This window comes from Caballeronia sp. 11_S32, from assembly GCF_056930355.1.
Genome location: NZ_JBXOWH010000004.1, coordinates 162,679 through 184,697 on the forward strand (window position 1 = coordinate 162,679; position 22,019 = coordinate 184,697).

Consider the following 22,019-nt stretch of genomic DNA (forward strand, 5'->3'; position numbering starts at 1 on the left):
ATGCTGCAGGATTTGTAAAGGAACAGCGTCTCTTTTCAAATGCCTCGAGTGCAGGTACACGCAAGAAGGCACGCAGGCGTAGCGGTATGCCGTGAAGAATTGACAACGAACGTGGGTCGTCGCTTTGCGGAACAGGCCGACGAGCTTCCAACACGATGGATGAGGGCGTGCGCTGCGTACGCGCTCGACTTAAGAGGGAGAAGTGGATGACAGGGCTGAATAGTCAAGCGACGGAAGTCGACCGCGCGCGTGAGCTACTGACCGAGCTATCGTCGGTCAGTACTGCACTCGAAGCTCTGCGCCGACGTGCCGCGAATATCTTAGCGGCCTTTCCAACGGACTCCGAAGCGTCATCTCACAGCTCTGAAGCCGTGGAGCATAAGATTGGTCACGATGCCGGGAACGTCAACGTCAACGTCAACGTCAACGTCGACGACGCCAACGGTTTTCGACAGCAGGACATGGTCAGCTTTGACTTGTTAAATGCGAAGGCCCTGATCAAGGCGGGCGAGTTGATTTCGAAAGAAGCACTATGCGAACGACTGCGCGTAGGACCGGCGCGGCTTTTCCGCTATGTTTACTACAACAATATGTTCTCCATTGACGTTGACGGCGTAGCGTATTTTCCCGCTTTCTTCGCACCGCCGCTCGGGTCGAATTTTAGGTTGCATTGCACTTGTAAAATCATCTCGCGGGCTCCAGTTGAAGAAAGATTTCAATTCCTAACGATGCCGCGAAACGACTTGGACGGCCGAAGCCCCATCGATTGCCTTTCGGATACCGACGCCTACCCCCGTGTGACCGAAGCGGCGAAGGCGTGGTTAGAGGGCCAGTTTCGGACGTCAATGCGAGCATACGAGGGCGTGCATAGCGTCGAACCGGACGTCGGCTCGGTTGCTCTTATGGCGGTGGGCAGATGTGACCCAGCGGCGGATGTCTGGGCGCGTGCACTCAAAGTCGTCGACAGCGACGAATGTGAGGGCGGGACCAACTCCGATGAGACCGTGCAAGCGGCCACGCTCTTCGTGAGTCAAACCTCTGCTTACACTGGTAGGGAATTACAGGCGAAGGTAGATATCGAGGTTGTAGGCAACACGGCGCACGTCCGCACTGAAAGAATCGTCCATTTCCGTGGAAAGACCACCATTGCACTGACTGGCGAACAAACGATCAGGAACATTGTGCGTTCCGTTGTTGATGCGTTAGACCAGCCGGGGCCTGATCGTGTGTCAAAGCCGTGAGGACGCGGGTGGGAATGCGTCTGTTGAATTCATTTAGGATCTCGTAATCATGACAGTTCGCGAGTTGATTGAGATTTTGAAAGGTGCTGATGTGGAAAGCGTCGTGCTTTTTCTCGACAACTACGCAGACGTTGGCGAGTCCGATGAGATTTCACATGTGATCATCCCAGAAAAATCCTGGCTGCATGAAACGGGTTGTAATTTTGGAGAGCGATATGAAATCCGTGTCCCGATGGCAGAGCGAGGCGACGCGGAACCCGAACGCACGGATGTCGCTCAGCGATTCGAACAAGTCGTCGTGCTGTCGAATGGGCCCACGAATCTTCGTTATGTAATCGAAGGGTAGTCCCGAATGATCAAGGCGCTGAACGTCCCATTTCCAAAGTCGACATGCGAGGGAGCAATGACCACGGCAACCGAACGAGCAGGCGCTCTCATCCGAGCGCGCGAGTTCTTGTTAGCGTTGTCCGAACTACGGGAGCCAGTCGACGCAGCGGCACTTCGGCTGAGTGCGGCCAGGTTGCTGCGGCACTACCCGGACGCGGGGACAGTAGAGCTGATTGCTGAACAGACACAATGGTTGGAGGTGAAGCGGGAAGGTGCCGAGACTGCCAGTCCTCTGACGAGAAAGGTTTCGTTGCCACCACTGCCGCCATCGGTACCCGACGGACCGGTGCAGAACGAATCGTTCTTCGAGGACTTTCGTCAACGAGAGCTCGAGAGCCTGCGAGCAAAGGTTGAAACCGGCGAGCTTGTCCCAGCCGATGATTTTCGGCGGCGCCTCAAACTTTCGCAAAAGGCCCTTCGCGAGTTGCTTATGGATGGCTCCGTCTTCGCTATTGACATCGATGGCGTACCGTATTTTCCTGCGGTTCTAGCTGACCGAGCCTACCACAGAGCGCGGCTGTTCTCGATATGCAGAATCATCTGGCCTGAGCATCCGACATCTCGACTGCATTACCTAACGTCCAGACGAGGGAATCTTGGTGGCTTAACGCCGCTGGAGTGCCTGAGTGATATAAAGCGGTTTCGCATGTTGGAGAGAGCGGCGTGGGCCGAAACAGTGGATTCGTACCGCACATCCATTGTTGCGTATGCCGGACTGCATGATGCGCAACCAACCAATGTTCCGCCGTCGTACTCGGTCGCAGAAGACCTTGACCGGAGGCGCGACTTCTGGGCCAAGGGAGCGGCGGCATTGAATCACCATGGATTCACAGGGGTGTTTGGGCCATACGAGCAACTGCGCGAAGCAACAATTTTCATCTCGCAGTTAAGGGCAGGCTCGACGACGCCAGACGAAGGAGCGAAGCTAAGCTTCTCCATTGACGGTGACTTTGCGAGTGTGCACGTCGAGCGATTTGTGTCCAATAAAACTTACTATCTCCGAGTTCGTCTGGAAGGAGGCGAAAACGTTGAAGACGCGATGCGGGCGATTTTTCGAGAGTTGTGGAATCGCGGGGCAAATTGATTCATCACTTAGCTCGTCGAAACCCGCCAGATGGTGCTGAATGAAAGGCTAATGACCCTTCATCCACGAGATAAACTGCAAGAGGACACGATGGAAGGAGATTTCGATGGCCTGCACATCGCCTGGGAGGCCCGCGCGTACTCTGGCAAGCGGTGGAATCCGGACGACGACCTTTCGGAGCCCATCTCTACGACGCGCGGCATGTGCAGTGCGGACATGGAACGGTTCTACCCGTCGGTAGGTCGCTGCCAGCTCGCGGGGATGCTCGCAAACCTGAGCGTTCTCGCCCGTTCGTACTATGCGGCCGAGCCCAGGGCGAGCGCGGAGTCAATCATGACGGTTTTCGTCTACCGGCTCACGCACCCGGAACGGCACGACAGTGAGCGTGTGGCACGGATTCACATCGATTACTACGCCGGATATGCGTCTGCATCGATATTCATGGTGGGAGAACAGTACGCGTACATCAACGCGGTGGAATGCAAGGCCTCGGATGGCCTGTGGGATATCGTTCTGCGCATATTGCGCAAGTTGTTCTCCGGTCCGCGTTGACAATCATGAAGGTCGTCGGGATCGGCCAAATGATGCGGTGTCAAACTAAGGGAGCTCAAACATGCCAGTCTGGCGAACGGCACCTGTGTTGGAGGAGCCGCAAGTTGTTCTTGTCCGCTGGAGCATCTTCGAAACAGATGATGGCCAGCGGCATTTGGTAGGCGCGAGACAAGACGGGCTGGGTGGTCGAGTGAGTGCAGCCGTCGTCGAACTCAACGTTGGTGCCCGAACAGGCGTAACGCGAAGCGGACGCAGGTATTCGCTTGTTGGTGCACCGGGAGTCGACCTGGACGCAGACTATGTGTGGAACGCTTGGAAGAAAATCAACGAAGTTGAGTCGGTGAGGAACGTTACTGCTGAATTGTTCAAAGACACGGACTTCGATTGAGCTCTGTTACCTGTAGGGCAGATCTATCCGCTTGGAGCATCCCTCAAACGAACTGCGCGGTCGTGTGATGAATGTAGCGAGACCTTGGGAGGCAGGGAGATGACCGAGCCCTCAAAGCCCAGCATGCAAGTTAGACTGAGGCTTCGTTACCAACTCGGCGATGCGATCCGAGACATTGTCCTGTTCGCCTCCGATTTTGACGAGGCCATTGGACATGTAGCCGTTCCTCAGGTCGATTTGGCTGTGTTCAAGATGCTGCTCAAGTCGGAACTCGAACAGCTTCAAACATACAACTGCGCTCGTTATCGCCTACCGATGGATAAAACGGAGGAATGGATCGACAAAGGGCGTCCAAGTTAGACGTCTGCGCGCGCGCACGAATGATTGGCAGGAATGGGAGCTGGAGTTGAAAAAGCGATCGAAAGAGCCAATGTGCGGTGTGGACCCCAAAGAACTTACCATCGAAGAAGCTGCGAAAGTTCTTCACGTGTCTTTGGTGTTTTTGCAAAACCTCATCGCAGAGGGACGCCTAACGGGTGTTCGTTTCATTGAAGGGAGCCATTGTCGGATTCGTCGAGCGTCCGTGTTGGCCTTCAAAAAGAGAATGAAACGAGCGCAAAGAGAGGGTCTAGACCAAATGGTGGCCGCGTCTGAGCAGATCGGCCTGTACGAGGCAGAGCTTAAAGAAATTCGTATTGGTCGTCGACAATAGGTGCGGTACGAAGATGCATTGTCTCCACACGAAGCCTGCATCCGCACCGGATCATCCGCCGGTTCGGAAGTCGGAGCGGAAGGTTGTTCTGCTGGATTTTGATGGTGTTCTCCACCGAGGCGACGCATACCGAACAAGGCGTGGAATCGTCAGTGGCGACCCATCTCGGATAAAGCTCTTCGAGTATGCAGGATTACTCGCTGAGGCCCTGAAGCCCTATCCGGACGTCGAGATTGTACTTTCGACGACTTGGGTGGAGGCGCTGGGATTCAATCGTGCGCGCGACGCATTGCCGGAAAAAGCGCTCCGAGACAGAGTTGTCGGAGCGACGTATCACTCGCAGTACTACGACGCACGTCGGTGGTCCGAGATTCCTAGAGGGCACCAAGTGCTTCGGTACGTGCGTCGTCATCGTCTTTTGAAGTGGCTTGCAATCGACGACCGACATGACGGATTCGAGACCGTACGAGATCGCCTCGTGCTGTGTGACCCTGATAAGGGACTGGGTGACCCGAACACGCAAGGCGCTTTCGCGAGCGCGTTGGGAAAGATTTTCAGCAGCGACGTCCCTACTATTGGGGACTTTGGTGATGGTTGAGACGACGTTGCAGGAGGTAACGATGTTGGAAAAGGAGCGGGTCATCTCGAGGTCTGAAGCGGCGAAACTACTGTTCGTGTCTCCGTCGCACATTGTCAAGCTCATTGAAGAGGGAAGCCTGCCGCTTCATCACGTTACTGCGCATGTCAGATTTTTGCGAAAATCTGACGTACTTGACTACAAGGCACGGAAGCAGGCTGAGGCCAAGATTTTTTTCGCGTCGCAGACCGAAGACCGCGATCCGCCCGGTCTCTGACAACCGCATTCAATTTTTCTGTCGCGTATGCACGGTCTCGTCTGGAAGCATGTAGTGAAAGCGTCGGACAGCGAGGAGCGGAGTTGTCAAGGTGCGCTTCTCGGGTGTCGCTCGGTTCCATTGCTTCCGTTCAAAAGAGGGGATATGGATTCGGCGCTCCCTCCGTATGCGGATTTGCCGAACAACTTCAATCCTGTAGGATAGCGTCGAATACCACTAATCTTACCGGTCCAGCAGGTGTTCGACGCGTCGATTCTCACATAGGCAACGATTGCAGGATGTACATCGTCCGCATCGAACCCCCGATGCGAGGTCGACCGAGACGTAGGCTCGTGCCCGTTTCGCAAAAATGAAGAGGTAACTTTGAATAACGATATTGGCGCCCGCTTCGCGATTGCTGAGAATACTGCGAAAGCAAAAGCTCGCATGCTTGTTGAACTGGCTGGCGGTAAAGACACCTTGAACTATCTGTACGCTCTCGAGGCAACTGCCCAAGGCTGCGGGTTCAAAGGCTGGCGCGAATTGAAGCGCTTCTACGAGCAGCGTGTGACAGAGGAGGTTGCGCTTCCCGAGGCAATGTCGACTCACGACGAAGACGTCTCCGAGGAAGTCCGTTCATCACGACTTCACAACCAACTTAAGGCGATTCTGCGGTATCTGAAGTGTGAGCAGGAACAGGCTACCGAACTCGTTCAGGCATGGGGGCTAACCAGGTTACACCCGACGGGTACTTCAAAGCGCAGGCAGGAGATACACTCCAGGTCCGTTCGTGGCGAAGGAAAAGAAAGGTGGCAGGCACACAAGTCTGAACCGCAGCAATCGCACGGCACGCGCAGCACGGGACAGCGACCATCGAAGCGACCGGCGAATCCTCCGCCTCGCGAGCCCCGGAAGAAACACGAATCTCGTCCGCAGAATGCTCGTGAGAATTTGACGGCAAAACCTCGGTTCCGGCCGGACCCGTTGGTTTCGAGCGTGTTCCTCTCCGGGATGGAGGGCGCACCTAAGACGACACTGCGCGTTACGGACGGGGGGCAGCAGGTACAACGTCCTCGCACTCCCACGCGTCACCAGAACGGTCAGAACATCCGCCCCCGTCGGCCAAATCCCTTGCAAAGCAACACCTTTCTAGCTCGTGCGGAAGAGCGTTCTCTGCGGCAAGTGCGTGAGGACAACGACTACACCGTTTACATGTCGCGCCCGGGTGCGTCGGCAGCAGTGACATACAAGAAGCGTCGGGTGCTCGAGGGACAAAGCTGAGGAGGCTGCGTCTTTCGATCGCACCTCGTTTCGGGACACCGCACTGGGTGAGGGTCTCTCGACCCCGGTTGCATTCGCCTTCGTCCTGGCGGAGCCTTGGCATGGCGGTGCGAGCCCATTTGAACGCGGTCGCGGTCAGGGCGTAGTCTTTGATATGGCGTTTGCTCCTGCGTCCATCTGCCGGACGTGTCCTCTCCGGACACGTATCAAATTCGAGAGCGACATTGCATCCTGCTGACAGACTTCGGAGCGGCGACCAAGAATGTCTTGTTTAAACCGTTCGCGGGGGCGCGCGCAGCAATGCTTACTTGCACCGCTTTGTCTGGTCCCTATGACCACGCAGGAGACCCGCGACACTGATGTCCTCGTCGAGTTCATCCCAGCGCAGGGCCCCGCCAGAATGTGATATGCGGACAAATCGTCGTTGCATCGGTGTGGCCGACTCTAAAACAGGAAACCAGTCGAGCGGTACCCGCAACCGCCGCCCGTCATTCAAGCTAACAACGAAACTACTTTCGTCGAATTCTATCGCGGTTGCGCTCACGGCCGTGTCGGTACAGGAAGAAGTGAGTTCAGGATACTTGAGACGTCGGAAATTGGTTGGGCCGCTTGCAATAAGAACTACACGCTCAGTGCCGTGAGCGACGCTGTGGCAACACGAATTATCACGAGGTTCGAACGGATAAGGGTAGCGGACACTGTATTCCTCGCCGTTGCATTGTCCTCGCTCGTGAGTTTACGCTGCGGCAGGCGCAATTACCTCGCGAATCTCGTCTGTCTCCTTAAGGTCAGCATAGTCGTGGAGAAGCAAAACTCTGCTGCCAGGGTCCACATTCCGTAACAGCGCTATGCTACATCGCCTCCAAATCTGACGGACTCGGTCTGAGCCACGCTTCGATGTTCTCGGATTTGATGGGAACGATGCAACCGTCGTGACTGGAGGCCCCTAATCTCCGGTGGAGGCTTTTCCGTGATTGCAGCGAAAAAGCAAGTCCGGCCGTCCCGACGCTTTCCAATGCACGGCTAAGCTGGTTTCGTGCCAACCTCGGCTTTCTTGGTATGCGTTAAGCGTTTTCGAGCAAGCAATTGGCAATAACCCATTGATTTATAAGGTTTGGCCGCGTAAATTGCAAAAACGATATGCGGGCGGCCAATGGCCAATTGATGGCGACGTGGGAAGCGCGCTAGCAAACGTTAGAAACTTTCTCGTCGACCCGCTAAAGTCGCTGCACTCGGGATGTGATGTAAATAGCGAGCGTTGTGCGGTCAGTCAACTAGTGACCCACAAGTTTCCACCAAAAGCGAGCGTATCCATCGATGACTTGGCGCACGATGTGTACGCTCGTGCCACGCAACTGTCTTTTTGAAACCCGAAATCTCGACCGGCGGTTTGAAGACAACGAGGCCGGTTTGCCGCCTCGCTAGTCGCGAGGGCACCACAGCAATGAGATCGCTCGCGCGGAGTATTTCCGGCAACACTAGGAAACTTGTGACCGACACGGTCACGCGCCGGTTGCGTCCGATTTTTGCGAGCGCCTCGTCAGTGACGCCGGTCAGGCTGGCGCCGTGGTATGAAACCAGCGCATGATCAAGCTCGCAAAAGCGGTCGAGGGATAGCGATCTGCTACGCGAGTCTGGATGGCCTTCGCGCATAACGCAGACATAGCGTTCGTCGAAGAGACACCGCGAATGTAAGTCGGGCGGTGTCGTTTCCGGCGTAATTAGCGCGAGATCGATCACGCCGCGCTGAAGTTGCTCGTAGAGATGCTCGTGCTGTACCGGCAGAACGATCGTACGAACGCCGGGGGCGTTTCGTTTGAGCACCGACAAGAAGGGAACAACAACAGCCTGCAATGCGTAGTCAGTTGCGGCGATGGTCAGTGTCATATCCGCTACCGCCGGCTCGAACGATGGCGGCTGCAACAAGGTCTCAACGTCGGCCAAGATCTGCTTGAGCGGCCCTTCGAGTTCAAGCGCGCGGGCCGTCGGCACAATGCCGCGTTGCGTCCGCACGAACAGTGGATCATTAAAATCCTGGCGAAGTCGTGTCAGGATTGCGCTGACAGCAGGTTGGGTCAGCGACAGCCGCTGCGCTGCGCGCGTTACGTTGCGCTCGTCGAGCAATGCGTCGAGAGCTTTCAGAAGGTTCAGGTCAATCATCGCTGACATCATTCCTGTAAATAACAGAAATCATAATATTCGATTGGATTTATTTCAGGGGATTGCACATCATTCATTGTCCGCCGTGACGCGACGCGCGAAAGAGGCGAACGGCTGTAGATGCGCAGCTGAAGTGCTAAAACCACCGAAATCCTAGGAATACCGTTATGAATGAAATCCTCTGGCCCGAAGAATATCTCCCGGGCACGACCGACAATTTTGTGTCGAACGAAGTGATTGTCGGCGCACTGAGTGCGGCCGATGTTTGGCCGTTCCTTGCGAACGCGCCTTTATGGCCCACCTATTACGCAAACTCAGGTGATATCCGGTTCTATGAGAACAAGGGTCCGTATCTGGAAGCCGGACTGCGGTTCCACTTCAGCACCTTTGGCTTTCCCGTCGAAGCGCAGGTCACAGAATTTGTGGCGCCTGCCGAAGGTAGGCCAGGGCGAGTGGCCTGGCATGGTTGGGCAGGGGAAGACGATGCACGCCTCGACGTCCATCACGCATGGCTTGTTGAAGACCTGTCGGGCGGCCGCGTGCGGATCCTGACGCAAGAAACTCAAAAAGGAAAGCCAGCCATAGAATTATCCAAAACGCGCCCGAATCCGATGATCAACGGTCACCAGGACTGGCTGGACGGCCTTGTCGAGGCTGCGCGAACGGCGAAGCTTCGCTGAGGCTTGCACTGCACGTCGGATGTGCAGCGGCTCTATCGCAGCGCTTTCTATGAATGTGACGTCTTGTCCGTCTGGTATGCTCATTCGCGACGCCGGACGCTTCTTGATCCGCATGCACTTGATCGGGCCGTTCACAGGGGATTCACCCCTACGGTCGTGCCCCCGCATACGTATAAAGTCTGCCCCGTCACGAAGCCACTGCGCGAATCCAGGAAGAACGAGATGCTGGTTGCGACGTCTTCCGGAAGTCCGAGGCGTTTGATGGGTATTCTGGCAACGAGCGCCTGAGTGCGAGGCGAATCCGGCGGGTTTGCTGAGTAAAATAATTCGGTCTGGATTGGACCTGGACCGACCGCATTGACCGTGATCCCGAAAGTGCCCAGTTCCAGCGCCCACACGCGTGTCACGCCGAGAAGGGCCGCTTTCGTCGCCGCGTATCCGGTCCGCAACTCCTTTCCCAGAGCGGCGCGGGATGAGACATTTACGACCCGTCCGAACTTTGCCTGTTTCATACCAGGAAGAAGCGCCTGCATGCACTGATGCGCGCAACGTACATTAAGATTCCAGAGCCGCTCCAGTTCATTAAGCGTCTGGCTTGCTGCATCAGCGGGGAGTACTGTCCCCACATTGTTTACAAGCCGCGTTATCGGCCCGTCCGCCAAAGCGACATCCAGCGCGCGCGCCGTGTCGCTTGGATCGGAAAGGTCCGCAGTGATGCCGGCGCCGATTCGGTCAATTACTATCACGTCATACCCGTCGCTACGACAGCGACCAGCGGCAGCGGCGCCGATTCCGCTGGCCCCGCCGGTAATCAAAACGCGCTCTTTCATTGTTCGCCTGTTAGGTGATGAGCTTTTGATGCGACAGACCCCTCCACTAGGCGCTTCTCGACGTACTTGAACGTGCCAAGAGCCTTTGCGACCAAGTGTCCTTCTTTATCGACGATCTCCCCCTCGCAGTAAGCCATGTTCGCCGAACGGTGCAAGACCCGACCTCTTGAGCACAGCAATTCGCGACCGGGCTGAAGGAAACTTACTTTGAGTTCGATTGTAAGAACCCCGGTGCCGGAGTCCGTGGCGCTACGTGCTGCGAGCGCAAGGGCGACGTCTGAGAGGGTCATGCTGATTCCCCCATGCGCGACTCCCAACGTATTGAGATGCTCCCGCTTGAGTGGTAACACGACTTCGCAAGCACCTCGCGAGCACGTTACACGTTCGACTCCGAGGCCATCCACGAATGGGCTCTCGAAACGTGGCAGAAGTTCGCGTTCGTCGGATGCTGCGTCCATAGTCTCGTACCTGTCTGTTTCGTCGGAAGACGTCGGCATTCAGAAAACCTCAAATAGTCCTGCGGCGCCCATGCCGCCAGCGATGCACATCGTCACAACGACGTGCCGAACGCCTCGACGCCGACCTTCCAGCAATGCATGTCCGACCAAGCGCGCGCCGGTCATTCCGAACGGATGTCCCATTGAAATGGCTCCGCCGTTGACGTTCAGTCTTTCTGGGGGGATATCCAGCCGACGTTGGCAATAGAGCGACTGCGACGCAAACGCCTCATTGAGCTCCCACAACCCGATGTCATCTACGTTCAACCCATGGCGGGCGAGCAGCCGTGGCACCGCAAACACCGGCCCAATCCCCATCTCGTCCGGCTCACAACCGGATAGTGCAAGTCCACGGAAAGCACCGAGCGGCTTCAGTCCCGCCCGCTCGGCTTCGCGTGCTTCCATCAGCACACATGCCGATGCACCGTCCGAGAGTTGGGACGCGTTCCCTGCAGTGACGAAGCAGTCGGCCCCATTCACTGGAGCGAGCTTCGCCAGCGCATCTGCGGTGGTACCGGGTCGATTGCACATGTCCTTCGATACCGTCACTTCCTGCTTCTCGACAGCGCCTGTATCCTTATCAGTGTTCGCCATGGTTGTCGTGACCGATACGAGCTCTTCGTCAAAGCGCCCGGTAAGCTGCGCTTCTTCGGTACGCTTCTGACTTTGCGCGGCGAACGCATCCTGGTCCTCTCGGGAAATGCCATATCGCATCGCGACAATGTCCGCCGTCTCAATCATCGACATGTAGAGCGCAGGCTTGTGCGCCACTACCCACGGATCAAAGCCTGTCTCCCCATCATCGCGCGTGCGAATCGAGGAGATGCTTTCGAGGCCGCCGGCGATCATTGCAGGTGCACCGTCAACAACGATCCGGCCTGCCGCGATTGCTATCGCCTGGAGCCCGGAGCCGCAGAACCTATTCACAGTCGTCCCTGCGATGGACAGCGGCAACTCCGACCGGATTACGGCTTGGCGGGCGACGTTCCGCCCAGTCGACCCTTCTGGGTATCCGCATCCGAGAACCGCATCTTCAATCAGTGCCGGGTCGATCTGTGACCGTTCCACTGCGGCGCGCACGGCGAAGGATGCAAGCGTTGGTCCGGGCGTGATGTTGAATTCACCGCGATGAGCTTTTGTAATCGGTGTGCGTGCTGTTGAGACAATCACGGCTTCACGCATCGGCGTTTTCCTTACATATAACGGAGAGTCCGCCGAGGCAGAACTCCCCGGGCTTTGATGGAGGCTTACTTGCTGGTCGCAACAGCGATGCCGCTCAACGACTCGTTTCCGTGACTCCCCGGCTTCGAATAGCGTCCAAGGCTTAGCAGGAAGAGACACGACGCGAGCAGCAGGAATGGCGCAATTTGCATGGGCAGTACGTAGGACTTGGTCACGTCAAAATAATGTCCCGTAGCCATCGGTCCGAAAACTGCGCCAAGTGAATATCCGGAGAAGACGATTCCGTAGAAAAGACCGAACTTCTCCATACCCAAATAGGCTCGCGTCAGATAGGAGAGAAGGTCGCCCTCCGCTCCGATAGCAAGGCCAACGAGAATGGAAGCCAGCAGGGCGCCCTCATACGACTCAACCTGACGAAGCAGAATGAAGCCAACTGCACCTGACGCGAAATAGAGGCACGCAACCAGAGGCGCGTGAATGCGATCGACGAGAAGGCCTGATGAAAGTCGACCAATCAAAATGCCCAAACCAACCAGTGACGCGCAGCGTGCGGCCTCGGAAGCAGCGATTCCACGGTCCATCAGAAGTGCAGGTAGATGAGGGACAAGGGACAGGACGGCCGTCGACGCGCAAAGAGCGCCCGCAAAAATCAGGAAGACCTTCAATCCGCGACGACGGATCGGACCGGAGCCGAGCAGCTCCGTTTCGGAATCCGCGTTTCTGTGACGCTTGCGCTGGAGCCCCGGCTTCTCACGAAGCAGGAGGAATGCAAGCAGTGCGCCGGCAAACGAAATCGCGGCTAGTGCCTGATAAGCATGACGCCAACCGATATGGGCGATCAGCCACGCGGACAACGCTGGCATGACTACCGTTCCAATGCCGAAACCAACCATCGAAATCCCGATAGCGAGTCCGAGTCGACGATCAAACCACTGTGGCAGTACTGCCAAATAGCCGAGCACCGACGTAGCGGCGCCAGCCATGCCAATTACTAGTGACAGCGCGATCCAGTTAGCGGTACTGCCAGTCTGATACGCCATGCATGCCATCGAAACTGTGAAGACGATCGCCGAGACAAATACGACTTTCCTAACACCGAAGCGGTCCATCAATACTCCGACCAGCGGGCTGACCAACGAGAGACCCAGCATCGATGCAGAATACGACTGGGAAGCTTGAGCGCGTCCCCAATGAAACTCTCTCACGATCGATGGGATAAACACCCCGTTTGTCGCAATGAAGATGGCAGCGAAGCCCACTGCCATTCCCAAAGCAGCGCCGACAATGTTGCGGACGTGAATGCCCCTTGATTTGCTCGCGTCTTCTGCGGTTTCCATGCGTGTCTCCTTGAGTCTTTTGTATCGCTGTTTGCGCGGTTGCCTTTGACTAGGCCTGCAAACCGCGTCTGTCGCCCAGATATGCGCCGGCGCCGGGGGCTGATGGGTCGAGGTTTAGCAACTTCAACATTTGCCGCACGGTACAAACCGCCGTCGATGTGACCGGCATGCCAAGCATTTCCTGTGCTTTTTGAATGGCCGGCAACGACGGCATCTGTACGCAAGCAGAGAGCACCACTGTGTCGACGTCCTTCACGTTGAGCTTCTTGACGTCATCGAGTAGGAGCATCGGATCGCGTGCGCCGACGTCGAGATTGTCTTCGATGGAGAAGTTAATCGCATCGTGGACTTCGATGCCTTCTGCCTCGATGTAGTCAACTACACGCTTCGTAAGCGCGTTCGTGTATGGCGCCATCAGCGAGATGCGCTTGGCACCGAAGCTTTTCAGTTCGTCGACCAATGCTCCAGCCGAAGTCATCACACCCGGAGATGATGGCTGGTCCTTAATGGCCTCAGTGAGCGACTGCGCGGCCGAATGGTGGTATCCGGTTCCCATGCACATGATTGCGACCAGGCAGGCGGTGCTAAGTACGTCCACGCGTGCGTCGGTGAGCTCGACGGCGCAACGTCCCATATCGCGATTCATCCGCTCCAATTCCTCTGGAACGACGCGATGCATTCTGACGCGACTTGAATGGAAGGTGAACTGATGCTCCGGATGAGCTTGCATATAAGACGCGAACAACGCGGGAATCTCTTTCTCCATCGTGATGTTCGAACTGGGAACGATTTGCCCGATGCGGAAATTCATATCAACTCCGTTTGTTGAAGCGGCTTGCGCGTAAATTGTTCGAGAGTTCTTCTCATCGATTCCGGAATGTCAGTCCCAATTCGCGCGTCGGTGCGCACGCAGATAGGCGAGAATTTGGCTGTGAATATCTTCCGTCCGTCTGGCGAGGAGGCTTCAAGTAAGATGTCGAACGTGCGCGTACGGACCTCGCCAATGCTGCAACGAATGTCGACGACGTCGTTGGGCCAAAGTGTCCCGGTGAAGTCGAACGTCATGCCGCGACAAGGCAACCCGACGTTGAAGCGTTCACCTAGCGATTTCCCATCGCAGCCGGTGGCCTCTGCGATGTGGTCCTTGAATAAAGCCACGGCGCTTAAAACGTACGCGCTGAACTGTCCGGTGTAGACCACTCCAGCAGGGTCGCAATCGGCCCAGCGCACCGTACGGCGCACAGTGAATGAGTCTTCCCGTAAAACGTATTCGTAGCTGCGGATCATAAAAGTGCCTCGTTCGCGGGTATCGCACCAGCGCCTTCCAGTTCTCGAGCGAGCTCGGGATATTGCTCCCGCAGACGAGCAACATCTACACGTCCCGTCCTTGTCATGAACTGATAGACGAACTGATGCGGTGCGAAAGTCGTCATCCACTCGCGGATGCTTTCATACCAGAGATATGACGCTTCTGACGCATGAATCAGACGATCCTTGGACTCCCTTCGCAGTTCCACATAGTTAGCGAGGATTTGTTGAACGTCTTCGACGCCGGTGGAAATTGCTTGTGCAAGCGCAATCGAATCTTCCATCGCGATACGTGTGCCGGATCCGATGGAAAAGTGCGCGCTCGCCAGAGCGTCACCAACTAAAACGCGGTTGCCGCTTGCCCAATTAGCATTGCGGATGACAGGGAACTGCCGCCATACAGAGTTGTTTGAGATCAACCTGGAACCGCCGAGTTCTGGAGCGAAGACGGTCTCGAAAAGGTCTTGCCGTTCGTCAAGCGACATCTGTCCCAGACCGAGATCAATCCAAGTCTGATGATCGCACTCAGCGACGAAGGTACTCATGGTCTCAGAATAGGGGTAGTAGTGCGCCACGAAGTAGCCCCCTTGGTATTCACGGAAGACCAAAGCAGGGCATTCGAATGCCTTCCCGACGCCGTACCAAGCAAAATGATTTGTCAGTTCATGTTTAGTAGTACCAAATCCTTGTTCGTCGCTTGTACGCACTCGAGAGTTGACGCCATCGGCTCCCACGATGATGTCGCCGCCCAAGGAGTCAACATCGCAAATTCGCGACGAATACGTCACGGGAATCTTAAGACGCGCGGCATGGTCCTGCAGAATATTGAGCAACTTCAGCCTGGGAATGGCACCACCGCCTTGCCCTGGGCGTTTTACGGTAATAGCGGTACCCTGACTTACGATGGTTTGCTGAGTGCTGAACTTCATTGCTTTCATAAGGTCAGCACAGACCTCCGGCGCAGCGTCGTTCAGGCGCGAGAGGCCGGTGTCGGCGAGCACGACGCCGAAGCCAAATGTTGCGTCGGCCTCGTTCTGCTCAATCACTCGCGTCTTGACGTGCGGAGCCTGATAGGCAAGCAAAATAGCGAGGAAAAGTCCAGAAGGACCGCCTCCAACAATGTCAATTTTCATGATTGCACCGCAGGATTGATGACCAGTTTGTCGGTGTCGAACTGTTCGATGCATCCAACGAGTCCACCTGTCAGAGCGCCATACCAGACGGCTGGTTTGAAGCCCAGCGCCTTGCGTTCGAACGTGATGCTTGGCGCGCCGTCGATTCTGATGTAGCCGTCGTTAACCCGGGTCGCCTTGTAACCATCGGTACGGTGCGCCGCCTGCACGAGCGGGCTGAATTCCGGCACGTCCAGAACAAAAACAGAAGCGAAGGGCGCCGGCCCAGCGGAATTGAGGTGCTCGCCTTTGCGCTGCCAGACAGGTTCGATACTTTTGAACGGCTTACCGTCACGGCTTGCACGTTCGAGCTCGATGGCGGCCACGATAGTCCGCGTAGCATCGCCCTTGTCCATTTCGTCAAATGGACGTGTTTGATATGTGATCTCGATGGGATAGCCGTTCGGGTCATTGAAATAGATGGACTCGATTACTTCATGTCGCACCTGATAGCGCAGCGGAATGCCGGCTTGCTCGACTCGCGCGCGCCAGTCGGCCAGTTCGTCGGCGTCCGCCACCAGCCATGCGGTGTGAGTAGCGCGATCCTGATAGTGGTCGGTCGGCACAAGCTTGTCGGGCCGCTCGGTGCCGATGTAGTAGAAGAATGCGATCGTGCTGCCATTTCCGCTGTCAAAGAAAAAGTGCAGGAAGTCAGCATGGTCCGCAGGCCCCCAGCCACGCGCCGAAATCGCGTGGACGAGGGGAAGACCTAACAAGTCGCGATAAAAGTGGACCGTATCTTCGAGCTTCCAAGTGGGGCGAGCCGTGTGGTGCACACCGCGAAGCACAGGGTTGGCAAGGAAGGTTGCCTTTTCCGAAAGATTCATGACTTATCCTTGCGTGACAGTTCGTTGAGTTCGTTCTTCGTCAAGGCGCTCCATCACCTGTTTGCGAAGGAGGACCTTGCTCAGCTTGCCCGATGCAGTGACCGGAAACTCGGAGATGATTTCAACGCGCTCCGGCCATTTGAATTTCGCAAGCCCTTCAGCCTGAAGAAATTCCCTCAATTCGGGCAGCGTAATAGGAAGTTGCCCCGGCTTAGGGACGATGAATGCACAAACCTTCTCGCCGTAGACTGGGTCTGGCATGCCCACAATCGCTGACGCATGGATTCGCGGACAGGTATTGATTACGTTCTCAAGTTCTTCGGCGTTGATCTTCTCTCCCCCGCGATCCACGACATCCTTTGTTCTGCCACGGAAGTAGAAGTAACGTTTGCCGTCAATGACCTTTGCCATCATCAGGTCGCCAGAACGATAAAACCCGTCGGCAGTAAATCGGTGTACGTCCTCCTTTTCCGATCTGTAGTAGCCGCGAATCGTGTAAGGTCCTCGAAACAGCGCTTCGCCAACTTCTCCATCCGGCAAGTCTGTATCCGTGCCAGGCTCTACAATCCTTACTTCGTCATGTTCCGAGACGGGACGCCCGACGGATTCATCCAAGACCGACTGTGGGTCTGAGGGATGAGCGAACATAATCACCCCCTCGGTCATGCCAAAGATGTGATAGCAAGGGGAACCGAGCATATCTCGCAGGCGGGGCGCATTCTTGGGGCCGATCAACTTGCGGCGCTGCTTTTCCGCGTCCGAAGCCAGACGCATCCGCTCGGCGACGCGCGACAAGATCGGACCAGCAAGCCCAAACCACGTCGGCTTATAACGTTCAATGACCGCGCAAAGCGTTTCTTGCCGGATGTCCGGGCAGACCGTGATACTTGCGCCAACGAGCATCATCGGCCCGAAGAAGCAGACCATGTTCATGTTGTGCATGAACGGCGTCGGCATGAAGAGCACGTCGTCCGCTTGGTAAGCGTTCCACTTTGCGACTTCACGCATGTTGAGAAGATAGTCGTTCTGAAAGCGCGGGATGATCTTGGGAACGCCGGTCGTGCCTCCCGACAACTGAAAGATTGCAACCTGGAACGGGTCATCCGGAATAACGTCGAGCATGCGGCGCGCTTTTAGGCGGTCCATACTGTCCACCAGCGACCACAACGTCGCTCCCTGGCCGCGCTGCGTTCCTCTCGCCTGGACGATGACACGCAGCGACGGGACGGAAGCCTGCATTTCTTCCGCAAAGGCAACGTCGTCGAACTTTGGGTCGTCCCCCTGCACGACATGCACGACTGCTTGGCATAGATTGCCGAGATATGAGATTTCATGCTTGCGGAATGCCTGCAGCGCACACACTGGAATCAGTGCAGCCTTCAAACATCCAAGGAATGCAATCAGAAGCTCGTTGCAGTTTCCGCACTGAAGGATTACCGGATCGAGCGGGCGCGCTCCCCGCTGCAGCAACGCTGCTCCGAATCGGTCCGTGAGATCGTCCAACTGCGCGTACGTGAATTCACCCTCGGGTCCGACAAGCGCATTGCGGTCCGCGTTGTCGCGAAATGACTCGCGCAGCGCCGCACGTAACGATTGGCCCCCGAGTACACCATCTTCAATGTAGCGTGCAAGCCGATCTGCATCGGGGTATCGAACGCCCTGCAGGAGCTCCCTAGGCCTGAAGTTGCTCTCGTTCAACTGTGTCTCCATATTCATACGTATTTGCGCCGTCAGGATGCAAAGAACGTGTTTAGCCAGGCGCCGATATGTTGCCCCGCCACCTCTCGGCCTGATGGCTCATCGCGTGTCAAAGCCATACCATGGTGGTTGCCGCGAACCTTAATTCGCGACTTGTCTTTCGCAGTGATATCGCCGTAGATTCGGTCGAAATCTTCCGGATAGGCACATTGGTCCCCTGTATATTCGAGGAGCAGCGTCGGCACTTCGATGGACGACGCGCATTTCGCGAACGAAGCATTACTCGAAATTCCGGACCAGGTTGAGAGCCATGATTCCGGTGTAACAACTCGACCAAAAGCGACGCTTCCCCAGTTCGAAGTGAAAGGGTCGTTTCCCCACAGAGAGCCAACTTTGCGATCAGAAGGATCGATCGAGATATCCCACGCCCGCAAATCAGCATCGGTTCGCCAGACTTGAAATATTGGTGCATATCCGGCTACCCGGCGCTCAAGCGTACTGGCATTCCCGTTTTTCACTTGCTTGCGCGCCTCCTGCTTGCGGGCAATCAACTCGTGGGCATGCGCGTCCAGTTTTTCCGCGCGAGCGAACTGGGCAGCCTTGTACCGCTGGACGAATTCCTGTCTATATCGACCTTTGCGAGCTTCGATGTCGTACCCGTTCTCAGCACTGAACGGATCGAGGCTCTCGTCGACTGACATAGGATCGTTCTCGTCGGCCACACTTGGGTCTAGGCTGTTCAGAAGAATCGCGCCCTGACCGGGGTGGGGCGACACGAGAATGACGCCGTCAGCAGTAGGCATTAGGGCCTCGGTCAAGCCCGTTGGCCGACCACCCGGCGTGCGCCGGATGCGGCTCTCCGAAGGGAGATTGGACTGCTGGTTGTAGAACGCGTACAAGGCCCCGCCGCCAGAGTTTCCGAGCAGCACGATGTTCTGGAAGTCGAGGGAGCGCAAATGGGTCATGCCGGCCGCTACGTCAAGGAGCGCAACCTCATGTTCCAGACGAAGATCGTTGCCAATGGAGCGCGGGCCCTGAACCCAGCATGCGCAGCCCGCATCAAGCACCGATGGAACGAGATAGTGCGTCACGGACATCTCTCGCGGATGCATGATCGATACAACGGTCGTTTCGTTTCCGCTCCTAGTGAAGAGGAAGCCGAGCGTCTTCTGACCGTCTGCCGTTTGAAGCGCATACGGCACCACCTTGTAGGGGCGATGCATGAGCGCCGGGTCCCAGTTAGCTCCTCGAAGCCCCGCTGTCACCACCGCCTTCTCTATTTCAGCCACGCTGTCTCCTTGAATTTGAGATCCGTTAGCGGTAGGGTAGAAATATATTGAGATGGTGTCAATTAAATTTTGTAGGTAGACTGTCGGTACTTTCCCGAAACTGCTTGCCTACTATGACGGCCGCATCCCGAAAGACCAATGAAGTGAATGCTGAGGCTCCGCCGCGTCGGCGCGGCCGTCCGCCGAAGTCCGCATCGGCTATCGGCGCGGAGCCGATCCTGTCGCGGAACGTGATCATCGACCGTGCGAGCGAAATGGCACGCACGACGCCGCTCGACCAAGTTTCTATGGTTCAACTGGCCAAAGAATTCGGCGTGGCTCCTGGACTGATTCACTATTATCTGGGCAGCCGAGACGACCTCATCTCGGGCGTACTCAACAGCTATTACCGCCGACGACTGGAAGCGCTGCCCGCGCTAACCGGAGATTGGCGTCCAGACGTGGAGAAAATTGCGCGAATCTCTTATTCGCTCGCGCGCGACATGCCAGGCGTCAGCCTGTACATCGCGTCCCACAATCGATTCCGCCTGTTCCAGTCTGTTGGTCCTGGCGAGGTCGACTATGGTCTCGCGCTTTTCAATCACACTACCTCTTGTTTTCTGCAGGGTGGTTTTTCGGCAGACCAGACGGCTCTCGCCTATCACCTGCTTGCGCAATATCTCTTGTCATCCAGCGTTTCCGCCGCTGGTCGCCAGTCGCCGGCCGAGCATTCGGCCTACATTCGTGGCAAGTTCGATGCGGCCTCAGACGATAGATATCCGGCGGCAAAGCTCGTAGGGAGGGCGTTTTCGGAGCTTAGTGCTGACCGCGCCTTTGATGAAGGGCTGCGGCTGCTTCTGGACGGCTTCGAGCAGTGGCCGACTGCCCAGCGCGGCGGGCCTGGCACGGCTGCGCCGCGCGCTTCAAAGCGCAAGCGCGCGTCCACAACTCAATAAATTACTTTAGAACTTATGACGGATGCCTAGTCGCACACCGACCTGCTTGTCCGTCGACGAGGGGCTGAAGCCGGCGATAGATGCGACAGCCGGTTGCCCAAGGGAGTCGCGACCCATTGCACGTTGAAGCACCGTCAGGGCATAGACGTCCGTGCGCTTCGAAAGATTGTAGTCAGCGCCAAGGTCGAGCTGAAGGTACTTGGCACCTTCGTCACCCTTAACGGAGTTTCGGTGGGTGTAGTCGATTCCGGCCCCGAATTGAAGCGATGGCGTCAACCAATACCTAGCGTTAAGATCGACGCTTGTGAAAATCGCGTCTCCCGTGTATGCCAATGGGTTGGGGCCGGACGATGAACCCATTGAATTGAACCGCACATTCGTCCCGACGAGCGAGACGGTGGCGCTTCCAAGAGTATATGACGCGCCGCCACCGATGATCTGCAAGGTCTTTGCAGACGCGTAGCCCGCATAAACGGGATTTGATTCCGGCGAGGTGGCACTCCCGGCCGAGCCGAGATTGTTCGCAGTCGATGTTCCCTTGTTCGGTGTGTTCCCGTAGAAGGACACGTTCGGATCCCGCGCATTCAAATATCCCACTCCCGCTGCGAAACTTGCCCCGGTATAGCCGGCACCTAGCCCCCAGATTTGGTTCTGGGTCACGCTGCCTGCGGCGCCGCCAAAGCTATAAAGTGCGCTAGTTTTGAACCCGCCGTACGTCGCCGACTCGAACTTCACCGAATTATTGATTCGGTTCGTGTTCGTCAGGTTATCGAGGTCATCGGGATGCGAACCCATGTATCCGGCGAACGCGCCAGACGCTGCGAATTGCTGCACATAGTTGACCAGCGGATCATATTGGCGGCCAGCCGTCACCGTCCCCCATGGACTGGAAAGGCCAACCCATGCTTGCCGGCCGAATTCTGCCCCCCCTTGTGCGAGCACGCCGGTATTTGCGAAGAAACCATTTTCTAGGGCGAAGATTGCCTTTACGCCACCACCGAGATCCTCCGCCCCTCGTAAGCCCCAGCGGCTTCCGCTCAATCCCGTGCTGTGAGCATCAGTCATCGCGAACTGCGATGCGCCTTGCGGCACTCCGCCAACTCGCGAAGTTTGTGCGCTGTTCGCATACTGCAGGCCGAGATCAATGATGCCATAGAGGGTAACAGTGCTCTGGGCATGCGCTTGCACCGCCATCATTGCAGCAGCCGAAACGGCTGCGACATATCTCCCCTTCATTTCTTGTCTCCATAGGTAGTTGTACTAATTTGATATTGGGCTTTACACTTTGCTTGCACTCATTCCAGTCCTCGCAGAAATTGATATGCCATCAATTATCACAAACTTAATGATATTTGCGAGGGGTGTCAATAATTGGCGAGCAGGGCGCGGCTAGGCGTTTACCCGCGCGAGAGATAGCAGGGGATCGGTTCGCGCGTGATGAAACGAGGCGTTGATTGCTTGCTCCGAGGAAGCGTTTGACATCATTCGTCCCGAAAGAGCCTGTGACAGAACTATCCAGGCACCTTCAGTTCACGACCGAAGTAGAGGTCGTTCGAGAAGCAGATTCGCGCAACGGAATTTCAAGACGCTCCTTGCACCGTTGGTGGGAGGCAAGCTGGTAGCAGC

The 22,019-nt window shown here is 56.5% G+C and carries 25 protein-coding genes; 12 read left to right on the top strand and 13 right to left on the bottom strand.

The genetic code is table 11. From position 1 onward, the window contains the following. Positions 1-206 precede the first annotated feature (206 nt). The 10 genes from AC1Z32_RS26820 to AC1Z32_RS26865 all read left to right on the top strand — a co-directional run bounded on the left by AC1Z32_RS26820 (position 207) and on the right by AC1Z32_RS26865 (position 6,478). Positions 207-1,241 (top strand): hypothetical protein, encoded by a 1,035-nt coding sequence (locus AC1Z32_RS26820; protein ID WP_483481875.1) that lies wholly within the window; start codon positions 207-209, stop codon positions 1,239-1,241. 49 nt (positions 1,242-1,290) lie between these two features. Next, entirely contained in the window at positions 1,291-1,587 is a 297-nt protein-coding gene (locus tag AC1Z32_RS26825; protein WP_483481876.1) for a hypothetical protein, read from the top strand. 6 nt (positions 1,588-1,593) lie between these two features. After that, positions 1,594-2,712, top strand: a complete 1,119-nt coding sequence (locus AC1Z32_RS26830) for a BPSL0761 family protein (RefSeq protein WP_483481877.1) — start codon at positions 1,594-1,596, stop codon at positions 2,710-2,712. Between the two features lie 30 nt (positions 2,713-2,742). Next, a complete protein-coding gene (locus AC1Z32_RS26835) occupies positions 2,743-3,264 on the top strand; it encodes a hypothetical protein (protein WP_483481878.1) in 522 nt (173 codons plus the stop codon). 61 nt (positions 3,265-3,325) lie between these two features. Then, a complete protein-coding gene (locus tag AC1Z32_RS26840) occupies positions 3,326-3,652 on the top strand; it encodes a hypothetical protein (protein WP_483481879.1) in 327 nt (108 codons plus the stop codon). Between the two features lie 99 nt (positions 3,653-3,751). Then, the gene (locus tag AC1Z32_RS26845; protein WP_483481880.1) at positions 3,752-4,012 is read left to right on the top strand and encodes a hypothetical protein; all 261 of its coding nucleotides are present in this window, start codon (positions 3,752-3,754) and stop codon (positions 4,010-4,012) included. A 46-nt stretch (positions 4,013-4,058) separates the two neighbouring features. Then, positions 4,059-4,364, top strand: a complete 306-nt coding sequence (locus tag AC1Z32_RS26850) for a helix-turn-helix domain-containing protein (RefSeq protein ID WP_483481881.1) — start codon at positions 4,059-4,061, stop codon at positions 4,362-4,364. Between the two features lie 13 nt (positions 4,365-4,377). After that, on the top strand, positions 4,378-4,962 hold the full coding sequence (locus tag AC1Z32_RS26855; RefSeq protein WP_483483320.1) for an HAD domain-containing protein: 585 nt from the start codon (positions 4,378-4,380) through the stop codon (positions 4,960-4,962). 22 nt (positions 4,963-4,984) lie between these two features. Further along, the gene (locus tag AC1Z32_RS26860; protein WP_483481882.1) at positions 4,985-5,218 is read left to right on the top strand and encodes an excisionase family DNA-binding protein; all 234 of its coding nucleotides are present in this window, start codon (positions 4,985-4,987) and stop codon (positions 5,216-5,218) included. Between the two features lie 363 nt (positions 5,219-5,581). Next, complete coding sequence (locus AC1Z32_RS26865; RefSeq protein WP_483481883.1) at positions 5,582-6,478, top strand: hypothetical protein; 897 nt, start codon at positions 5,582-5,584, stop codon at positions 6,476-6,478. 304 nt (positions 6,479-6,782) lie between these two features. Here the strand turns inward: AC1Z32_RS26865 and AC1Z32_RS26870 are convergent, their stop codons facing one another. Together AC1Z32_RS26870 and AC1Z32_RS26875 are read right to left on the bottom strand one after the other, a co-directional pair. Beyond that, positions 6,783-7,022, bottom strand: a complete 240-nt coding sequence (locus AC1Z32_RS26870; RefSeq protein ID WP_483481884.1) for a DUF2442 domain-containing protein — start codon at positions 7,020-7,022, stop codon at positions 6,783-6,785. Positions 7,023-7,744: 722 nt separating this feature from the next. After that, complete coding sequence (locus tag AC1Z32_RS26875; RefSeq protein ID WP_483481885.1) at positions 7,745-8,638, bottom strand: LysR family transcriptional regulator; 894 nt, start codon at positions 8,636-8,638, stop codon at positions 7,745-7,747. Between the two features lie 167 nt (positions 8,639-8,805). Here AC1Z32_RS26875 and AC1Z32_RS26880 point away from each other — a divergent pair, with 167 nt between their 5' ends. Continuing rightward, positions 8,806-9,318 (top strand): SRPBCC family protein, encoded by a 513-nt coding sequence (locus AC1Z32_RS26880; protein ID WP_483481886.1) that lies wholly within the window; start codon positions 8,806-8,808, stop codon positions 9,316-9,318. A 131-nt stretch (positions 9,319-9,449) separates the two neighbouring features. Here the strand turns inward: AC1Z32_RS26880 and AC1Z32_RS26885 are convergent, their stop codons facing one another. The 10 genes from AC1Z32_RS26885 to AC1Z32_RS26930 all read right to left on the bottom strand — a co-directional run bounded on the left by AC1Z32_RS26885 (position 9,450) and on the right by AC1Z32_RS26930 (position 19,458). Beyond that, complete coding sequence (locus AC1Z32_RS26885; RefSeq protein WP_483481887.1) at positions 9,450-10,148, bottom strand: SDR family oxidoreductase; 699 nt, start codon at positions 10,146-10,148, stop codon at positions 9,450-9,452. Continuing rightward, positions 10,145-10,606 carry a PaaI family thioesterase gene (locus tag AC1Z32_RS26890; protein WP_483481888.1) on the bottom strand — a complete coding sequence of 154 codons (462 nt, stop codon included), beginning with the start codon at positions 10,604-10,606 and terminating at the stop codon, positions 10,145-10,147. Before AC1Z32_RS26890 ends, AC1Z32_RS26885 begins: the two co-directional genes overlap by 4 nt. A gap of 39 nt (positions 10,607-10,645) precedes the next feature. Then, on the bottom strand, positions 10,646-11,827 hold the full coding sequence (locus tag AC1Z32_RS26895; protein ID WP_483481889.1) for an acetyl-CoA C-acyltransferase: 1,182 nt from the start codon (positions 11,825-11,827) through the stop codon (positions 10,646-10,648). A gap of 65 nt (positions 11,828-11,892) precedes the next feature. Then, the gene (locus tag AC1Z32_RS26900) at positions 11,893-13,164 is read right to left on the bottom strand and encodes an MFS transporter (protein WP_483481890.1); all 1,272 of its coding nucleotides are present in this window, start codon (positions 13,162-13,164) and stop codon (positions 11,893-11,895) included. Positions 13,165-13,213: 49 nt separating this feature from the next. Then, on the bottom strand, positions 13,214-13,975 hold the full coding sequence (locus tag AC1Z32_RS26905; protein WP_483481891.1) for a maleate cis-trans isomerase family protein: 762 nt from the start codon (positions 13,973-13,975) through the stop codon (positions 13,214-13,216). Continuing rightward, the gene (locus AC1Z32_RS26910; protein ID WP_483481892.1) at positions 13,972-14,451 is read right to left on the bottom strand and encodes an acyl-CoA thioesterase; all 480 of its coding nucleotides are present in this window, start codon (positions 14,449-14,451) and stop codon (positions 13,972-13,974) included. The genes AC1Z32_RS26905 and AC1Z32_RS26910 overlap by 4 nt, the downstream gene beginning before the upstream one ends. Further along, positions 14,448-15,605, bottom strand: a complete 1,158-nt coding sequence (locus AC1Z32_RS26915) for an FAD-dependent monooxygenase (RefSeq protein ID WP_483481893.1) — start codon at positions 15,603-15,605, stop codon at positions 14,448-14,450. Before AC1Z32_RS26915 ends, AC1Z32_RS26910 begins: the two co-directional genes overlap by 4 nt. Then, on the bottom strand, positions 15,602-16,471 hold the full coding sequence (locus AC1Z32_RS26920; RefSeq protein ID WP_483481894.1) for a VOC family protein: 870 nt from the start codon (positions 16,469-16,471) through the stop codon (positions 15,602-15,604). The genes AC1Z32_RS26915 and AC1Z32_RS26920 overlap by 4 nt, the downstream gene beginning before the upstream one ends. A 3-nt stretch (positions 16,472-16,474) precedes the next feature. After that, positions 16,475-18,169, bottom strand: a complete 1,695-nt coding sequence (locus AC1Z32_RS26925; RefSeq protein WP_483481895.1) for an AMP-binding protein — start codon at positions 18,167-18,169, stop codon at positions 16,475-16,477. A 32-nt stretch (positions 18,170-18,201) separates the two neighbouring features. Then, on the bottom strand, positions 18,202-19,458 hold the full coding sequence (locus AC1Z32_RS26930) for an alpha/beta hydrolase (protein WP_483481896.1): 1,257 nt from the start codon (positions 19,456-19,458) through the stop codon (positions 18,202-18,204). A 113-nt stretch (positions 19,459-19,571) separates the two neighbouring features. On the opposite strand from AC1Z32_RS26930, the gene AC1Z32_RS26935 reads away from it, so the two are divergent. Then, positions 19,572-20,393 (top strand): TetR/AcrR family transcriptional regulator, encoded by an 822-nt coding sequence (locus AC1Z32_RS26935; protein WP_483481897.1) that lies wholly within the window; start codon positions 19,572-19,574, stop codon positions 20,391-20,393. A 6-nt stretch (positions 20,394-20,399) separates the two neighbouring features. On the opposite strand, the gene AC1Z32_RS26940 is transcribed toward AC1Z32_RS26935, so the two are convergent. Beyond that, complete coding sequence (locus tag AC1Z32_RS26940) at positions 20,400-21,629, bottom strand: porin (RefSeq protein WP_483481898.1); 1,230 nt, start codon at positions 21,627-21,629, stop codon at positions 20,400-20,402. Positions 21,630-22,019 lie beyond the last annotated feature (390 nt).